13 protein-coding genes are annotated in these 16,828 nt (G+C 57.6%); 6 read left to right on the top strand and 7 right to left on the bottom strand.

Going from position 1 to position 16,828, the window contains the following annotated elements:
- Positions 1-9 precede the first annotated feature (9 nt).
- Positions 10-1,602, top strand: coding sequence for a DUF1501 domain-containing protein (locus M5R41_00065; GenBank protein MCZ7554781.1), 1,593 nt, complete (start codon positions 10-12; stop codon positions 1,600-1,602).
- A 144-nt stretch (positions 1,603-1,746) separates the two neighbouring features.
- Here the strand turns inward: M5R41_00065 and M5R41_00060 are convergent, their stop codons facing one another.
- The 3 genes from M5R41_00060 to M5R41_00050 all read right to left on the bottom strand — a co-directional run bounded on the left by M5R41_00060 (position 1,747) and on the right by M5R41_00050 (position 4,682).
- On the bottom strand, positions 1,747-2,208 hold the full coding sequence (locus M5R41_00060; GenBank protein MCZ7554780.1) for a VOC family protein: 462 nt from the start codon (positions 2,206-2,208) through the stop codon (positions 1,747-1,749).
- 190 nt (positions 2,209-2,398) lie between these two features.
- A complete protein-coding gene (locus tag M5R41_00055) occupies positions 2,399-3,058 on the bottom strand; it encodes a hypothetical protein (GenBank protein MCZ7554779.1) in 660 nt (219 codons plus the stop codon).
- A 7-nt stretch (positions 3,059-3,065) separates the two neighbouring features.
- Positions 3,066-4,682 carry a CotH kinase family protein gene (locus M5R41_00050; protein ID MCZ7554778.1) on the bottom strand — a complete coding sequence of 539 codons (1,617 nt, stop codon included), beginning with the start codon at positions 4,680-4,682 and terminating at the stop codon, positions 3,066-3,068.
- A gap of 463 nt (positions 4,683-5,145) precedes the next feature.
- Between M5R41_00050 and M5R41_00045 the strand changes: the two genes are divergently transcribed.
- The gene (locus M5R41_00045) at positions 5,146-6,723 is read left to right on the top strand and encodes a hypothetical protein (protein MCZ7554777.1); all 1,578 of its coding nucleotides are present in this window, start codon (positions 5,146-5,148) and stop codon (positions 6,721-6,723) included.
- 272 nt (positions 6,724-6,995) lie between these two features.
- Here the strand turns inward: M5R41_00045 and M5R41_00040 are convergent, their stop codons facing one another.
- The 4 genes from M5R41_00040 to M5R41_00025 are packed head-to-tail and all read right to left on the bottom strand — an operon-like array spanning position 6,996 to position 9,754.
- Positions 6,996-7,463: a DsrE/DsrF/DrsH-like family protein gene (locus M5R41_00040; protein ID MCZ7554776.1), complete on the bottom strand. Its 468-nt coding sequence runs from the start codon at positions 7,461-7,463 to the stop codon at positions 6,996-6,998.
- Between the two features lie 20 nt (positions 7,464-7,483).
- Positions 7,484-7,801, bottom strand: a complete 318-nt coding sequence (locus M5R41_00035; protein ID MCZ7554775.1) for a TusE/DsrC/DsvC family sulfur relay protein — start codon at positions 7,799-7,801, stop codon at positions 7,484-7,486.
- Positions 7,801-8,541, bottom strand: coding sequence for a DUF1641 domain-containing protein (locus tag M5R41_00030; GenBank protein MCZ7554774.1), 741 nt, complete (start codon positions 8,539-8,541; stop codon positions 7,801-7,803). The genes M5R41_00035 and M5R41_00030 overlap by 1 nt, the downstream gene beginning before the upstream one ends.
- Positions 8,525-9,754 carry an NAD(P)/FAD-dependent oxidoreductase gene (locus M5R41_00025; protein MCZ7554773.1) on the bottom strand — a complete coding sequence of 410 codons (1,230 nt, stop codon included), beginning with the start codon at positions 9,752-9,754 and terminating at the stop codon, positions 8,525-8,527. The genes M5R41_00030 and M5R41_00025 overlap by 17 nt, the downstream gene beginning before the upstream one ends.
- A gap of 182 nt (positions 9,755-9,936) precedes the next feature.
- Between M5R41_00025 and ettA the strand changes: the two genes are divergently transcribed.
- From ettA to M5R41_00005, 4 genes are all read left to right on the top strand, one after another.
- On the top strand, positions 9,937-11,610 hold the full coding sequence (ettA, locus tag M5R41_00020) for an energy-dependent translational throttle protein EttA (GenBank protein MCZ7554772.1): 1,674 nt from the start codon (positions 9,937-9,939) through the stop codon (positions 11,608-11,610).
- Positions 11,611-11,891: 281 nt separating this feature from the next.
- Complete coding sequence (locus tag M5R41_00015; protein ID MCZ7554771.1) at positions 11,892-14,942, top strand: GH92 family glycosyl hydrolase; 3,051 nt, start codon at positions 11,892-11,894, stop codon at positions 14,940-14,942.
- Between the two features lie 15 nt (positions 14,943-14,957).
- Positions 14,958-16,136, top strand: a complete 1,179-nt coding sequence (locus M5R41_00010) for a carbohydrate-binding family 9-like protein (protein MCZ7554770.1) — start codon at positions 14,958-14,960, stop codon at positions 16,134-16,136.
- A gap of 1 nt (position 16,137) precedes the next feature.
- Positions 16,138-16,828: family 20 glycosylhydrolase (locus M5R41_00005; protein ID MCZ7554769.1), on the top strand; the 691-nt coding region annotated here is incomplete at its 3' end.

The raw sequence follows: 16,828 nt of genomic DNA, 5'->3' as shown, positions 1-16,828 counted from the left end.
GACACAGTTATGAAACGCAGAGACTTCGTCAAAACCGGCATCGCGGCCGGCGTGGTGACCAGCACCATCGGCATGTTCGACCCCTTCGCGGTCAAGGCCTATGCAAACGCACCTTCGCTTGCCCGTGCGGCGATGTCCGCCGGCACCGGGCGTGTACTCGTCGTCATACAACTCGATGGCGGCAACGACGGACTGAACACCATTGTCCCTTTTGAAGACAGCCTGTACCACAATGCGCGCGGGAGTCTGGCAATCACCAATTCCCTGCGTATCAACGACACGCTGGGCTTCCATCCCGCGCTCACCGGTATTGATCGCCTGTACAAAGACGGCCAGGTTGCCGTGGTACAGAATGTGGGTTACGCAAATCCCAATCGTTCGCATTTCCGTTCAACGGACATTTGGTTCACCGGAAGCAACAACAATTCCCCCGTGGATCAGAACACCTTTCTGGAAGACGGCTGGCTCGGCCGCTATCTCGACCATCGCTTCCCCGGCTATCCCGATCCGTCGGTCACACCCGAGCATCCGCTCGCCATCGAAATCGGCACCACAACGTCGCTGATGATGCAGGGTCACGCCATGGGCATGAGCATGGCCATTTACGATCCCGAGACCTTCTACCGCATCATCTCCGGCACGGACATCAGTGGCGGCGATCCGCCGGATACAAGCACTCCCGCGGGGCTCGAGTTGGAATACATCCGCAACATCGCACTCGAGGCGAATCAGTACGCGCGTCCCGTCCGCGATGCCGCGAACACGGTAACGAACAACAACGTCTATCCGACCGGCAACGATGTGGCCGAGCGCCTGAAAATCGTGGCGCGCCTCATCGCGGGCGGACTGGAAACACCGATTTACGTTGTGTCGCAGAAGGGTTACGACACGCACGCGCAGCAGGACAGCGGCAGCACTCCGCGGCATACACAGTTGCTGGGCAATCTTTCGAACGCCATCGCCGCCTTCTTCGACGATCTGAAGCTCTTCGGTGTGCAGGACCGCGTAGCGGTGATGACGATTTCCGAGTTCGGTCGCCGCGTGGATGCGAACGGTACTGCGGGGACCGACCACGGCACCGCTGCGCCGATGTTGTTCGTCGGACCGGAGGTCCACGGTGGTATCTACGGCGACAACCCCAATCTCTCGGATCTGGACCGCAACGGCGACATCAAGCAGCAGTATGATTTCAAGCAAACCTACGCCAGCGTGCTCGAACAGTGGTTCGGTGTGCGGCGTTCGGACAGCGCTCTGATTTTGAAGGGCGAATGGGAAACCCTGCCGCTGTTCGTGCAGGCACCCGTGAGCGTAAGCCGCGGCGGTGTGCCGGCGGGATTCGCGCTGGAGCAGAATTACCCGAATCCCGTGTCGCTCACCGCGGGTGCTGTGACGAATATCCGTTTCAGCGTGCCGGGCGGGCAGACAAAGCTGTCCGTGTACAACATTCAGGGGCGGCTTGTGAAAACCCTCGTGGACGGCGCCCTGCCGCCGGGTGTTCATGAAGCGCAATTCGTCGCTTCGCAGTTGCCCGCTGGCACCTATCTCTATCGCCTGCAAACCTCGAACGCCGTGGAGACACGGAGTCTGGTGGTGGTGAAGTAACTCACCATACTACGCAGCAGGATATCAGAATCGGCGCGGGTACATACCCCGCGCCGATTTTTTTGCAGCCACTCTACGAACCGGCTCGGCGGATACCCTCAGCCTCCGGAGCTCGGTGAGGCAATCCTTGTCATTGCATCATATTCACTGCCCGCTCATCATCTCCCTGAATCGCCGGTCAATTTCATCCGAGGGCACATCCTCGATATGCGTGGCGATGGACCAGATGTGACCGGCAGGGTCCTTCACCGAACCGACGCGGTCGCCGTAGAACTGATCCTCCACCGGACGCAGCGCCGTGGCTCCGGCGGCGACGGCGCGCGCGAACACGGCATCCACATTCTGCACGTACAGCATAAAACTCACCGGCGTCCCGCCGATGGATTCCGGACCCAGATATCCCTGATCCGGGAATTCGTCCGCGAGCATGAATTTCGAATTACCGATTTGTAGTTCGGCGTGCCCCACACCGCCATCCGGCATGTTCATGCGGGAGAGTATCTCCGCGTCGAAGGCGGCGACATAGAAATCGATGGCCGCGGCGGCGTTTTTCATGACGAGGTAGGGCGACATCGTGCCCCAGCCTTCGGGGATGTATGAAGTCATTGCGTGTTCCTTTCGGGTGAGTGGAATTCAACAGGAAAAAGTACGCAGCGCATCAACGGAATTCAATGCTGTGGAGCTAGGCGGCCGGACAAAGGTGGACGGACAGCGGTTGTAGGGCATGATCGTGGAGTTTCGGAGGAGGAGGGCGATCTCTCGCAGTCGCGCTGGTCTCGCGGTGCGACGCACCCGCTCAATCCCGATCCTCGACACCAAGCGGCAGCGCGATCGAGAAAGACACCAGCACATCGCGCGCCTTGAACGAATGTCCGCCCGCCGCAGCATTTCTGTAGATATCCGACAAGAAGGGCTGCCAGGCGCCCTCGACTCCCACGGTGGGAGCACCGGGCAGCTGATACCGCAATCCGGCTCCAAGCACGACGAAGGGCACGGTCGTGCGTATCCCGTCCGTTCCCTGAATGAAATTGAAGTGCTCATGAAAGCCGAACTGTACAAGGGCATCGAGTATGAAGCTCAGTCCCGCTCCCAGCAGCGCATGCGGACGCAGTGCACCATCCGCCGGCGACCAGCGCAGCACCGCGGAAGCGTCCACACACCGATAGCGGTGCTCCTCCACCATCTGCTCACGATAGTAGCGGTAGACGCCCCGTTCCCTCCAGGCCGCCTCCAACGAGACGGTAAGTCGCGTTGTAGCCGGTACTTCAACTCCGCCGCCCAGCAGTACACCTGTGCGGGCTGCTTCGGTAAGATCCGCGGACGCCGGTCCGACGATCGCGTTACCCTGCAGCAGTCCCGCATCCAGGCGCAGCATCCACTGTGCCTGCAAGTCCGGCATCATCTGCAAGGTGCATGCTATGACAAGAAAAAGTATCGTGGGCTTCGGGAGCTTCACAATAACCTCATCGTGTTATTGTAATGGTGCGGGCGTCGACGATTTCCGACCCGACATGCAGCCGCAACACATACACACCCGTGGCAAGTCCGTTCAGGTTCAGCGAGGCGCTATGCCCTCCGATCCCCAGTATACCCGCAGAGGCAGACACGCGCTTTCGACCAAAGAGGTCGACGACCGAAAGTGAGACATTGCCATACATGCCAAGAGTAAATTCCGAATGCAGGATATCGCCGCACGGTTGCGGGTACACCGAAAGCAAACGGTGGAGCGCGTCGACTTCCGGTGCGGGACGCCATTGCGTTATGCCGGGGAGATGTGCATCTATCCAGCGCAGTCTGTCGTGCAGCCAGGATTTCAGGAAATCCGCCTCCTCATCGATGCCGCGGCTGCGCCAGGCATCGAGCCAGATGTAGGTATCGAAGGAACGCCACAGCGCATGATCGCGGGTCAACGCGGGACGGATGACCTGTGTCACCGAATCGATCCAGGAAAAGAGGCGATGTTCGTCGAACAGTGTACTCCTGAGTTCCGCCCATCGGGCGCCGAGCCGGGCGACGAACGCCGTGTCGCGCAGCAGCACATGCCACCAGAACGGAACCTGATTGCGATGAATACGCCAGCCGTCGGAGAAGCGCCCGCCGCGTTCATGCGCCGCCCCCATCGAATAATTGAAATCCCACACCGGCCCCATCGTCAGCTTCCCTCCGCTGCTGTCCCTGTCCTTGTGCATGTAGCAGCTCCGGATGTAGCCGTCGATGTTGTTCGTGAGTTCCGTGAGAAGGAGATAATCCACGAAGGATGCGACATCGATATACGTTGCGTATCCATTGAGTGCGTCCGATGCCTGCGGAGAATGCATCACCGCTTCAAAGCTCCGTATGAAATCCTGAATGTATCCGCGCTGCGACGGAGTGATGTCCGTCGCCTCGGGATAGACATGGATGTAGAGAAAGGAGCCCGGGGAATCGGCGGCACCGTAGAATCCTACCTCGTCCGCATCGATGTAATCGAATTTCAGGATGTAGCCGCCCGTCACGGCATCACCATCATTGTCCTGCGCCGAAAGTTTTGCGATGTCGACTCGTTTACCGTCGCGTTTGATTTTCTCCATCAGTAAATACACACCCTGATACAAGCCATTCAGCGTGAGTTCGCAGTAACGGAAGCGGCTTGCGTACCATCCCATGTCACGCGCCAGCGTACAGGCGAGCGCGTCGCGCAAAGCGCTGCGATCTGTGTAGGGCGCGCTCAGAATCCAGTCTTCCTCTTCCGGGAGACCGAGGAGCGAAACGCTGATACTCTTGCCATCGGCACCGCGCGTTTTGACGCCATACTGTTTTTTCGGCCACCCCAAAGAGGAGGTCCCGCGCAGTTCGATGCCTATCGGTCCGTCGTACACGCGCTCGATTCCACCGGAGATCGAAGAATCAGGCACGGCAAAGATTTCCATTCGCGCGTTGATTTTCGGATCGTCGGGTATAGTCCGGCCATGGGTGTCAATGCGTACGTGCGGCAGGGGTAGCGGTTCGTGTGTTTGTGAGAGCAGCGGATTCCCACAAGGACAAATCGCGATCACGAGGGCCGCTGCGAAAGGAGGAATGCGAGAGTTGATGATGGACACACCGTTTCCTTCTGTCGAACATTCGGTTTACCGTTAATTGACACATCGCAGCACAATCTGTTACCTGGCGCACACCATTTCAGATGTGACCGAAGCGGGGGTCATCCTGGATTCAGCGTGGTCAGCACCAGGGAAAAATATAAAAATAGGTGCTACCACCCATTGACCGTATCGATATCGAGAGGTATACTGAAGTTGTTCGATTACCAGACCCTATCTTCCCGCTCCTGACCCCCGCACCCGGGTGACGGGCAATATACCGCGCTCTCTTCATGCGTCATGCATGATCGAGATACATTCACTGGATTCAGTCCGTCAGGCACTACGAGAGGCGGCGAGATCGCATTTTCGCAAACTCGTACGATGCGGCCTCCGCACTCCTGATGCGATAGAATCACACATCTGATTTCGTGAACGCCGGAGCGCATCGGCGGTACGAAACAGAGCCAGAATGGAGGCGAATATGTTCTTCACTCACAAAAATCTGCGTGCATGGTGCATACTGCTTTCGCTTGCGCTGCTGCACGCCTGCTCCACGTATAACCGCGTGGAGGTACAGTACGATCCGGAGACACTCATATCCGAAGGCAGCGGGACACTGGTCTATCGCGGTCAAGAGTATCCGATCTTCTACCCGGTCATCAGGGGGGACACGCTGCTCTTCTCCCGCGTGAGTACCCGCAATGTCGACGGAACGACACGGTATTACAAGGACAACCAGAGGATGAGCGATACCCGCACCTACAGGGTGCATGTCGATTCATCGTACGGTCTGAACACTACGCAACAGGTGCTGCACATCCCGCAGCGGGCGATAGTCAAAGCGGAATTTGATGAACCGAGACCGGGGGCTGTCGCAGCAAACGTGTTTCTTGGCCTGCTTGGTTTTTTGGTTCTTGTCTCGGCTATCGCACTCGCAACGAAAAAGTCCTGTCCCTTCGTCTATGCGTACGACAGCACAGGTACGCGGCTCGAGGGAGAAATTTACAGCGGTGCGATATATCCCCCGATTGAACGGGACGACTACCTGCATCTGCCCCACCTGCGCGCGGTGGACGAGCAGTACCGCGTTCGACTGACCAACGAGGTTCGCGAGGTTCAGCATACGAACCTTGCCGAGCTGTGGGTCATCGATCATCCCGAAGGCGTCCGCACGTTTATCGACAAGTATGGCCAAATCCATGCGAGCGCGGAGCCCGTTGCTCCTGCATCCGCCGTCAGTCTTGAAGGTGAAGATGTACTCGGGCTCGTGCGCTACGAGGACGGGCGGCCCTATGACAGCAGAATTCAGAAACATGGTCCGCTGGTTGACGGCGTGGTCCTGCGCTTTCCCTGCCCCGCGGACGCACAGCGCGCAAAGCTGCTCATACGCGCAAAGAACTGCTTCTGGCTGGACTATACTCTGAGTGCGTTCTACGAGCATTTCGGCAGCACGTACGGCGCATGGGTCGAACAGCAGAAAACGGCCGAAGCGGAAAAATTGCTCGCCTGGTCGCGCGATCAGCACATACCGATCGCCGTTTCTGTGCGGAATGACCAGAGCTGGGAACTGCGGGACTACTTCAACATTGCCGGTCCGCTCGCAATGCGGCACGATGTGCTGGAGCTTCCCGTCTCTCCAACGCCCGACGGCTATGCCGAGGTAAAACTCGAATTCGGGCGCCACTTCTGGGAAGTGGATTGGGTCGCCATCGATTTTGGCAACGACCTCGTTCTGAAGAAAACCGTCGTTCCCCTCCATCAGGCGCATGATGGCGACGGCACACCGGTCCGAAGCGCACTCCTTACCACGGATGACCAGTACCACACCATGGAATCCATCGGCGATAAAGCTGAACTGGTGTTCGATGTCCCCGAAATGCGCGAAGACATGCAGCGCAGTGTGTTCCTGCATAGCCGCGGTCACTACGAAATCCTGCACACACCCGTGGGTGTTCCGGATGTGCCATTCGTATCGGGTTTCCGGAAGCCGGGCCGTTTCACCGAGTTCGCCCGCGATCTGTTGTTCAGGAAAATTCACGAACTGCAGAGCACGCGATGAGTCGTTTGAAAAACGGGGCACCACGATCCCGCCATGGCGACTCCGATCAGGACGAAACGCTGCGTCCGCTACGGATCGCGCGGATGCGGCTGTGGCCAACAGGTGAGACTATGAAGCTTTCACGTGAACGTCACGCTTCTCAAGTACGGCTTTACATTACGTGATTCGCGCGAGGAACAAGGAGTTCGGGCGAAAGCAGACATGCGTCTCCGGATGATAAAAAAAAACCGCGGTGTTACCCGCGGCATGTTTGCGTCAATGGCGTACTCGGATCAGGTAAAGATGATCTGGGCTCCGGCAGACATCTCGTAGAACTGTCCCACGGAAATGATATCGTCGACCTGCGGACAAAAATCCGCTTTGGTCAAATGGAACATGTCAACGGAAGCCTTGCAGCCGTAGAGACGGCAACCGGCATCGTGAATCATCTCGATGAACTCACGGACCGGGGGAATGTCGAGTTTTTCCATTTCCTTTTTCATCTGCGCAGTGGCAAATGCCGACATTCCCGGGATGGCGCCGAGTATGGTCGGCAGATGCATCCCCGGATTCCCGACTGTGGCCACCTTGATCTTGTCCATGCGCTTGTTGATGATGGCGTCGAGACCAAAAAAAGTAAAGAACAAGGTTGCTTCAATACCCTCCATACGGGCGCCGTTGGCCATGATCAGGCCAGGATATACACCGTCGAGCGAGCCGCGCGAAACGATGATGGATACTTTTTCAATGGGTTCCGCCATGTGCTGAGCTCCTGAAATAGTTAAATGCAACCTGTGGGTTTCGGGAGACCGGCGATTTTCGCGGCCTTCCTCGCAGGACCTTTCGGAAACAGATCGTAGAGTTCCTTGGTGTCTACACCGCTCTCCTTGGTGAGGCGGCGGATGGACGGCGCGTCGCCTTTTTCGTCGAAAGCCTTACGCATGAAATTGATCACCAGCCAGTGACGCGGCGTCAGTTCCGCTATGCCTTCGTCCGCTGCGATCGCGGCCGCGATTTCTTCGGTCCACTCGGCGCGATTCGCCATGTGGCCGTCCGCATCGAGTGCGATTGCTTTCCCTGCGAATTCACGTGTTTCCATCAATGCTCCTGCTGTTGGGGTGTATTGTCGTGTGGAAGAATCGTTGAGGGGTCCCCGGCGGCGGGTGTGAGTTTTTTGAGAAATTCTATCATGAACGCCAGGCCGCGGCGGGCTTCCGGTGTGTTGATTTCACGCAGAAGTTTTAGGAGGGATTTATCCTCTGCGACGACGATGTCGAGGTTGCTGTACACATTCAGGGCGTTGTTGACTCCGCGCAGCATTTCCGGCTGCGTCAGGTTTTTGACCGTGTCGAGTATCGTGACAATGTTCTCACCGAGTCGACGGACGTCGTCGGCATTGTAGGTGGTCACCACCCTTTCGGCCACAGCGAACAACTCGCGCATGAAATCGAAGTAGCCCTTCTGCTCCACTTCGTGAAGCTTTCGCATAAGGTCGAGCGACAGCTGGCGTGAAACCGGAGCGAAATCCTCAAGAAACCCGCGGATGCTTTCCATCTGTTCGAAGGCCGCGGTGATGTTGTTCACATTGCGCAGCAGCTTCTTGAGCAGATAGGCGATATCGCCGGTGCTCACTTCATCGTGAATATTCTCGAGCTCGCGCACAGTGACGTGATACATGTCGCGCGCGACGCGCATGAGATCGTCCTGAAGATCCTGCATTTCCTGGCGGTGCCGTCGCTGCAACGCGAGTTCCCCCAGAATGAGGTCGAGCTTGCCGTTGACCTCGTCGATTTGTCGCTGAAGCCGTTCGTTGTCCTCCATCTTACAGCCTTTTGCCATACATGGACATATGCGATTCGATCGGCAGTTCCTTGCCTTTCAGCAGGAAATTCCAGTACATCCAGCGGAACATGATTTTGCCGTAATGATTCATCTCCGTTTCCTCGAGCAAAGAAAACGGCCCGATACCGGGCAGAGGGAATTTTCCGGGAAGTGGTTCCGTGTCGTAGTTGAAATCGATCAGTATTCCCTTGCCGAAGCCGGATTCGATGAAGCAATTCGCGTGCCCGTCGAAGCGCCCGCGCATGGGACGCTCGTCGATGAAGCTCAGAAGATTCTCGCACAGAATATCCGCCTGAAAATGCGCTACCGAACCGGCCTTGGAGCTCGGTAGATTCGTGGCATCACCGATGACGAAAATATTTTCATGTTCCAGGGATTGCAGAGTGGCTTTGTTCGTGGGAATGAAATTCAGCTCGTCACCCATCCCTGACCGTTCGATCGCCGCGTCACCCATATTCGTAGGTATGCTGACGAGCACGTCGAAAGGAATTTCGGTGTCGTCCCAGGACACAATGGTTTTCTTCTCGTTATCCACGCGACCAATGTTGAACTCCGTGGTCAGACCGATGTTCTTTTTTCCGAGAATGTCGCCCAGCACCGCGGAGGCGCGTGGCTTGGTGAAGGCGCCGGGGAGCGGAGTGACGAAATGTATATCAACGCTGTTCCTCATGCCGCGCTCGGTGAACCACCAATCCGCGAGGAAAGCAAATTCCAGCGGCGCCACGGGACATTTGATGGGCATTTCGGCGACGTTCACCACAAGCCTGCCGCCCTCCCAATGCCTGAAGAAGTCCGCGAGAGCGCATGCACCTTCGATCGTATAGAAATCGAAAATGGATTTGAACCATTGATCGCCGAGCAGGCCTTCCGTTTCCGCCGGCGTTATCCTGGCACCGGTTGCGATGATCAGCACGTCGTAATTAAGCACCACCGAATTCGAGAGCAGGACGCGTCGCTGCTCCGGTTCGATACGCTCGATGCGCGACATGATCACCTCTGCTCCGGGCGGAAAGAAATCACGTTTGGGCTTGACCACGTCCTTGCGTGTATACACGCCGAAGGGGATAAAGAGAAACCCCGGTTGATAGTAATGACTTTCGAACTGATCCACGATGGTGAGCTGCCATTGATCGAGATCGAGCAGGTCGTGCAATTTATTCAGCATCAGCGTTCCCGCCGTGCCCGCTCCAAGAATGAGAAGTTTTTTCATACCCAGGACTCCGGTTCATCCGATATCAATGCAAGATACGAAGCAAATCGGTTTTCTGGCTAGTCCGATCTGAATGTCCGACAGGGATGGGGGAGGCGTCGGATCGTCTCGTCTCAACCCGCACTTTCACCGATCACGTCCGCCGCCGTATCTTTCATTTTTCACAACAACGGTTCACGTACATGAGCGACAATAAAATAATTTTCTCGATGGTGGGTGTAGGGAAAATCCACAAGCCCAACAAGCAGGTGCTGAAGGATATCTACCTTTCGTTTTTCTACGGCGCCAAAATTGGCGTACTGGGTCTCAACGGCGCCGGCAAGTCCACACTGCTGCGCATCATCGCCGGGGAGGACGACGACTATCTCGGCACGATAACCTCGAACAAAGACATCACTTTCGGCTATCTGCCGCAGGAGCCCCAGCTCGATCCCGCGAAAACCGTCAGAGAGATCGTCGAAGAGGGCGTGCAGGAAATCGTGGATCTGCTCAAAGCGTACGAAGAGGTCAGCGCACAATTCGCCGAACCCGACGCGGATTTCGATGCCCTTTTGGAGAAACAGGGCAAGCTGCAGGAGCGCATTGATCAGCTCGATGCCTGGGATCTTGATTCGCGTCTTGAAATGGCGATGGACGCGTTGCGCTGTCCCCCGCCCGAGGCCTCCATTTCCACGCTGTCCGGCGGCGAACTCCGTCGCGTAGCGCTGTGCCGCCTGCTACTGCGGCATCCGGACGTGCTGCTGCTCGACGAGCCGACCAACCACCTTGACGCCGAGTCCGTGGCCTGGCTGGAACAGCATCTCGGGCAATACCCCGGAACCGTCATCGCCGTGACGCATGACCGCTATTTCCTCGACAACGTGGCGGGCTGGATACTCGAGCTCGACCGCGGCGAGGGCATTCCCTTCAAGGGCAACTACTCATCCTGGCTGGAACAGAAACGCGAACGTCTGGCGCTGGAGGAGAAGCAGGAATCCAAGCGTCAGCGTGCGCTGGCCGAAGAGCTGGAATGGGTGCGCATGAATCCCAAAGGCCGCCATGCGAAGAGCAAGGCACGCATCTCGGCCTATGAGAAAATGCTCAGCGAGGAACATGAAAAACGCAATGAGGAGATGGAAATCTTCATCCCCGCCGGTCCGCGCCTCGGCGACGTCGTGATCGAAGCGCAGGGCGTCAGCAAGGCCTTCGGTGATAAGCTGCTGTTTGAGGATTTGACATTTTCTCTTCCCCCCGGCGGGATCGTGGGAGTGATCGGTCCCAACGGCGCGGGCAAGACGACGTTGTTCCGCATGATAACCGGTGAAATCGAAGCGGACGCCGGCAGCTTCAACGTGGGGAGCACGGTCAGGCTCGGATATGTGGACCAGCGCAGGCCGCTCGACGCCGAGAAAACGATATTCCAGGAAATCTCCGGCGGCGATGACATCGTCCGGCTCGGCAATCGCGAGATGAATTCGCGCGCCTACGTCGGACGCTTCAATTTCAGCGGCGCGGATCAGCAGAAGCTTGTGACCATGCTCTCCGGCGGCGAGCGCAACCGGGTCCATCTGGCCAAGACGCTCAAGGAAGGCGCCAACGTGCTGCTGCTCGACGAACCGACCAACGACCTGGACGTCAACACACTGCGCGCACTCGAAATCGCCCTGGAGAATTTCGCGGGTTGCGCCGTGGTGATTTCCCACGACCGCTGGTTCCTCGACCGCATCGCCACACATATTCTCGCCTTCGAGGGTGACAGTACCGCGGTGTGGTTCGACGGCAACTACAAGATGTACGAGCAGAACCGCCGCGAACGCCTCGGCATCGCCGCCGATCAGCCGCATCGGATCAAGTACAAACCCCTGACAAGAGGGTAAACGAATTACTACTTACGATTTACGAATTCTGTTGCATAAAAATCGTGCTGAAGACGTGATTTCGTGAAAAGGTGAAATGGTGAAACGGTGAAAAGGTAAGAACGCGGGATCGGAGCAACGCAGGTGAGGAGCGTGGAACGAGGGATGGACGGAGAGTTGCTCCGTTCACACCGACGCATCCTTGCCTTTCGTCCAGCGTAAAGATTGACGAGTGATATTTTATTTGTACGGATTTTCGCAATTTTAAATCGCTTTTCGGGCCTTCATATCCGCGAGTGAGCATGCGATATTTCAGACCAATCCTTATCACAGCAAGTCTCCTGTGCATTCCGACGTTCTTTCTGACCGCGCAGTCGTCGGCGGTGGAGTACGTGAATCCCTTCATCGGCACGGGAGCGCATGGACACACGTATCCCGGCGCCACTGTACCTTTCGGCATGGTGCAGCTCAGTCCCGATGCCGGTAAAAAAGGGTGGGATTGGTGCTCGGGCTATCATTATTCCGACACGGCACTCATCGGCTTCAGCCATACGCATCTGAGCGGTACCGGTTGCGCGGATCTCGGAGATATCCTGTTCATGCCCACGACGTCCTGGCGCAGTGTGGACAGAACCTATCGCTCGCCGTTTTCTCATGATCGGGAGGAAGCCTCGCCCGGATACTACAAGGTCCGCCTTCTGGATAATGACATTCTTGTGGAACTCACGACCACACGTCGCTGCGGGCTCCATCGTTATACCTTTCCCGTAAGCGACTCCGCACGCATTATCGTGGACCTCGGATACGGGCAGGACGACCGTACGGTGGAGAGCGGTATGCGGATGGTTGACGATCGTCTCCTCACGGGGTACCGTGTTTCCAGCGGCTGGGCGCCATTACAGCGAGTGTATTTCGCGGCACAGTTTTCGGCGCCTGTGCTCGCGGTGACAAATGGCGAGGACGGCAGGCGCGTCAGTTCTTCGCATGAATTCAGCGGACGCTCGGCGCTGGCGGTTCTGTCGTTCGGTCGCGCAGCGACACAGCATCCCCTGCTCGTCAAGGTCGGCATCTCGTCCGTGAGCGTGGAAAACGCCCTGGAAAATCTGCGCGCCGAGGCGGACTACTTCGACGACTTCGACCAGGCGCGCTGGCAGGCGCGGCGACAGTGGGACGACGCTTTGTCTCAAATCAGCTTCGCGGCGGAAGACGACGCGATGCGACGCACGTTCACGACGGCGCTCTATCATTGCATGCTCGCTCCGGCGCTGTACAGCGACACCGACGGACGCTATCGCGGCGGAGACGACAGTGTGCACAGCGCGGAGGGGTACGAGCATTACACGATATTTTCGCTCTGGGACACCTTCCGCGCGCTGCATCCGCTGTTCACCATTCTCAACCCCGGGCTGGTCACGCATTGGGTGCGATCCATGCTGGCCTTTTACGATGAGAGCGGTCAGTTGCCGGTGTGGACGCTGCATGCGAACGAAACGAATTGCATGATCGGCTATCACTCCGTGCCCGTCATCGCCGATGCTTTACTCAAAGGGATCGAAGGCATCGACGCGAACAAGGCGCTGAAGGCGATGAAAGCCAGCGCGGAGCAGGAGAAAGGCGGCCTGAAATTCTATTCGATGGCATCGGAACTGGATGTGGACTCCGTGCTCTCGAACAACAACAGGCGCACGCTTCTTTCCACACTGGACTGGACCGGTATCACCACAGTGATCAGCGGTTTCGCTTCGGAGGAATCGGGCGCTACCCTGGGCTATCATTCCTCCCATCCGGATGCGCATGAGGCCCTCCTGACCCGAGCGACTTATGAAGCAATGCCCATTGTGTGGCGCAGCGCGGTCGTGCCCGCGGAAGCCGGCGATGGTGCCATCGCTCTCGCCTGGCTCGCAGGCATGTCCACCAATAAGGGTGGAAATCTCTTCACCCTGTCGGTGAACGGCCGCGAGATTCTTTCTTTCCGCACACCGCGTACGGCGGACAGCTCCGTCGTGACCGCGCAGGGGAACGGCGCCGTCCTGCATTTTGCTGCGGACATGGTGGACGAATTCGGCGACCTTTTCGGTACCATGACGCTGATACTGCCCAAGGGCATGTTCGACAGCGGGCGGCCGTTGTCGCTCCGGCTCGAGGGCGAACGCGCAGGAAGCCAGGATTGGGTGATGACGTTCAAGCACAGTTTTTCCGGCCGTCGCTTTGCGGCCACCGATGTCGGTTCGGCGCAAGGCAAGGACGGGCCGCTGCAGTTCGCACGCGTGTGCATGGAGCATCTCGGCCAGCCAACGATGATCACGGTAACCAGCGATGCCGGCATTACGGCCACATCGACATTGTACCCGGGTCTGAACATCATCACAACGCCGATGAAGGCAACGCGCGAAGAACGTGCCGCACACCTTGAAGTACGTGACGATGCAGGAAGAAACGAAACGATACGCTTCACGCTGCGCCCGCAGAGCACGCCGCGATACATTCCTGCCGATAAGGAAAACGAGTCCGTTTCGAAAACTCTTGAGTATGCGTACGATGACTGGTGCATCGCACAAACCGCGACCCTGCTTGGTCAACACGCAGACGCGCAGCGGTTTACCGACCGCTCGCAATACTACCGCTCTCTGTTCGATACCGATCTCGGTTTCATGCGCGGACGGAATCTCGACGGGTCGTGGCGCACGCCGTTCAATCCACGCTTCTCCACGCTCAAGCAGCACGAATACACCGAAGGCAACGCATGGCAGTACACCTGGTTCGTTCCGCACGACGTGGACGGACTGATCGGGCTGATGGGCGGACGGGAAAAATTCTGCGCAAAGCTGGATTCGCTGTTCGAGCAGAGTTCGGATCTGGAGGGCACGGGCGCAACCGGTGACGTCACAGGCCTGATCGGCATGTATGCACACGGCAACGAGCCCAGCCATCACATCGCATATCTCTACAATCGCGCCGGGCAACCGTGGAAAACGCAGCGCCTCGTCCGCCGCATCATGCGCGAGATGTATCACGATCAACCGGATGGACTTATCGGAAATGAAGATTGCGGACAGATGTCCGCCTGGTACGTCTTCAGCGCGATGGGTTTCTATCCCGTCAATCCCTGCGGCGGCGTGTATGACATCGGCAGTCCCGTGCTTGACCGCGTGATCATCGATGTGGGTGACGACAAGGTATTTACCATCGAAGCCGAGAACAACACTCCGGAAAACGTCTATATTCAGGCAGCGACGTTGAACGGCAATCCCCTGGAGCATCCCTGGATACGCCACGAAGACATCATGCGTGGTGGTACATTGCATTTTGTCATGGGGCCGCAACCGTCGTCCTTGTGGAGCACACAACAGTAAATTCAGGAGAATACGATGCCTCTGCTCCCATTATTTTTTCATCTCCTGCTTGCTTCATTCCTGGTTGCGGACTCCGCACCCATGCGGGGCGGCATCGAAACACCCCGGCAAGCACCGCGGATTTCCCTGGTCGCGCTCAACGCCGTTCCCGACGAGCCCTACTATACCATCGTGCCCCACACTTACTGTTGTCTGAAAGCGAGCGGGAAAATCACCGTTGACGGAAAAATGGATGAAGCTGCCTGGGGTACCGCGCCGTGGACCGAGGATTTCGTGGACATCCAGGGCGAGGGCAAAGCGAAGCCGCGATTCCGCACCCGCGTCAAGATGCTGTGGGACGACAGCTATTTTTACTTTTTCGCCGAAATGGACGAGCCGCATGTATGGGGGACCCTGACCGAGCGGGACGCCGTCATCTTTCACGACAATGATTTCGAAATATTCATCAACCCTTCCGGCAAAAATCATTATTACTACGAATTCGAGATGAACGCCCTGAATACGGTGTGGGATCTCTTCCTGCCCAAGCCCTACCGCGACGGCGGACCTGCGGACAACAGCTGGGACATCAAGGGATTGCTCAGCGCGGTGCATGTGCAGGGGACTTTAAACGATCCATCCGATACCGATCGGGGATGGACTGCGGAAGTGGCTATACCCTGGAGCGCGTTCGATCGCCACGGAGAGAAAAAACCGTCGTTCGCCGGAAAGACCTGGCGCGTGAATTTTTCCCGCGTCCAATGGCGGCACGATGTGAAGGGCGGTCGCTACGAAAAAGTACCGGGGAGCAGCGAAGATAACTGGGTGTGGTCGCCGCAAGGGGTCGTGGACATGCACAGGCCCGAGAAATGGGGCTGGGTGCGCTTCGTGAACAGCACGAAGGACTGCGCGGATTTCACCGCCGACAAGCAATATCCCTACATCATGTCGCTGCACCGCATCTATTGGGCACAGAAAGATTTTCTTAAAAAACACAAGCGTTGGGCGAAGAGCTTCGTCGAGCTCGGGATGATCTCGGATTCCCTGCGCATAGACGAATGGGTGCCTGTGCTCACCCCGACACACAACGGATGGAAAGCCGAATACTCCGTGCTCGCCGACGAGCGTATGGACAGTAAAACCTGGGTACTGCTCGCGATAACACAGGATTCCGAACTGTCACGTTCCATCGCTTTCGATAAAATCGTCCGCTGATATGATGCGTAACGCTCTTTCCTGTACAATAGTCCTCCTGTGGCTTTCCGTGGCTGCGCTTGCACAGGGTCCTACCCCGGCACCGCCGCCGGAAGCGCCGCTCATACCGAGGCCGGCGAGGGCCATCATACAACCGGGCGCGTTTTCCATCACCGAGAAAACGGTCATCGTCGTGGATACCGGTGCGCACGCACCGCTCAGCAGCGCCGAATTTCTTGCCGGGATGATAGCGCAGGTCTCGCCCTTCAGACCAACCGTCGTTCGCGCACCTCGCGAAAGCGCGGCCCCGGGCAGCATCGTCTTCTCGCGCATGGAAGCAAACGCGGAGGTCTCCCCCGAGGCATACGCACTGCGTGTATACCCCGCCGGCATACGCATTTCGGCGCCTTCCGAGGCCGGGGCGTTCTATGCCGTCATGACGCTGCGCCAGCTCCTGCCGGCGCGTTTTGAATCACCCGCCGGTCGGGACACCGTGAAGGCATGGACCGTCCCCTCGGCTACAGTGCAGGATATTCCTCGTTTCCCCTGGCGCGGACTGTTGCTGGACTGCTGCCGGCATTTCATGGATGTGGATTTCATCAAACGCACCATCGATATGCTCGCTTTGCTGAAGATGAACCGTCTGCACTGGCATCTCACCGAAGATCAGGGTTGGCGCATCGAAATACGGAAATATCCGGCGTTGACGTCCG

The organism is Bacteroidia bacterium, from assembly GCA_027493955.1.
Lineage (GTDB): Bacteria > Bacteroidota > Ignavibacteria > SZUA-365 > SZUA-365 > JAOSJT01.
The sequence above is the reverse complement of the archived record's forward strand: the minus strand, read 5'-3'. Positions and strand labels throughout refer to the sequence as shown.

Bases quoted from the DNA above. Each gene is read 5' to 3' on its own strand.
- M5R41_00065 (MCZ7554781.1), top strand. From the start codon at position 10: ATGAAACGCAGAGACTTCGTCAAAACCGGCATCGCGGCCGGCGTGGTG.
- M5R41_00060 (MCZ7554780.1), bottom strand. From the start codon at position 2,208: ATGACTTCATACATCCCCGAAGGCTGGGGCACGATGTCGCCCTACCTC.
- M5R41_00045 (MCZ7554777.1), top strand. From the start codon at position 5,146: ATGTTCTTCACTCACAAAAATCTGCGTGCATGGTGCATACTGCTTTCG.
- M5R41_00040 (MCZ7554776.1), bottom strand. From the start codon at position 7,463: ATGGCGGAACCCATTGAAAAAGTATCCATCATCGTTTCGCGCGGCTCG.
- M5R41_00035 (MCZ7554775.1), bottom strand. From the start codon at position 7,801: ATGGAAACACGTGAATTCGCAGGGAAAGCAATCGCACTCGATGCGGAC.
- M5R41_00030 (MCZ7554774.1), bottom strand. From the start codon at position 8,541: ATGGCAAAAGGCTGTAAGATGGAGGACAACGAACGGCTTCAGCGACAA.
- M5R41_00025 (MCZ7554773.1), bottom strand. From the start codon at position 9,754: ATGAAAAAACTTCTCATTCTTGGAGCGGGCACGGCGGGAACGCTGATG.
- ettA (MCZ7554772.1), top strand. From the start codon at position 9,937: ATGAGCGACAATAAAATAATTTTCTCGATGGTGGGTGTAGGGAAAATC.
- M5R41_00015 (MCZ7554771.1), top strand. From the start codon at position 11,892: ATGCGATATTTCAGACCAATCCTTATCACAGCAAGTCTCCTGTGCATT.
- M5R41_00010 (MCZ7554770.1), top strand. From the start codon at position 14,958: ATGCCTCTGCTCCCATTATTTTTTCATCTCCTGCTTGCTTCATTCCTG.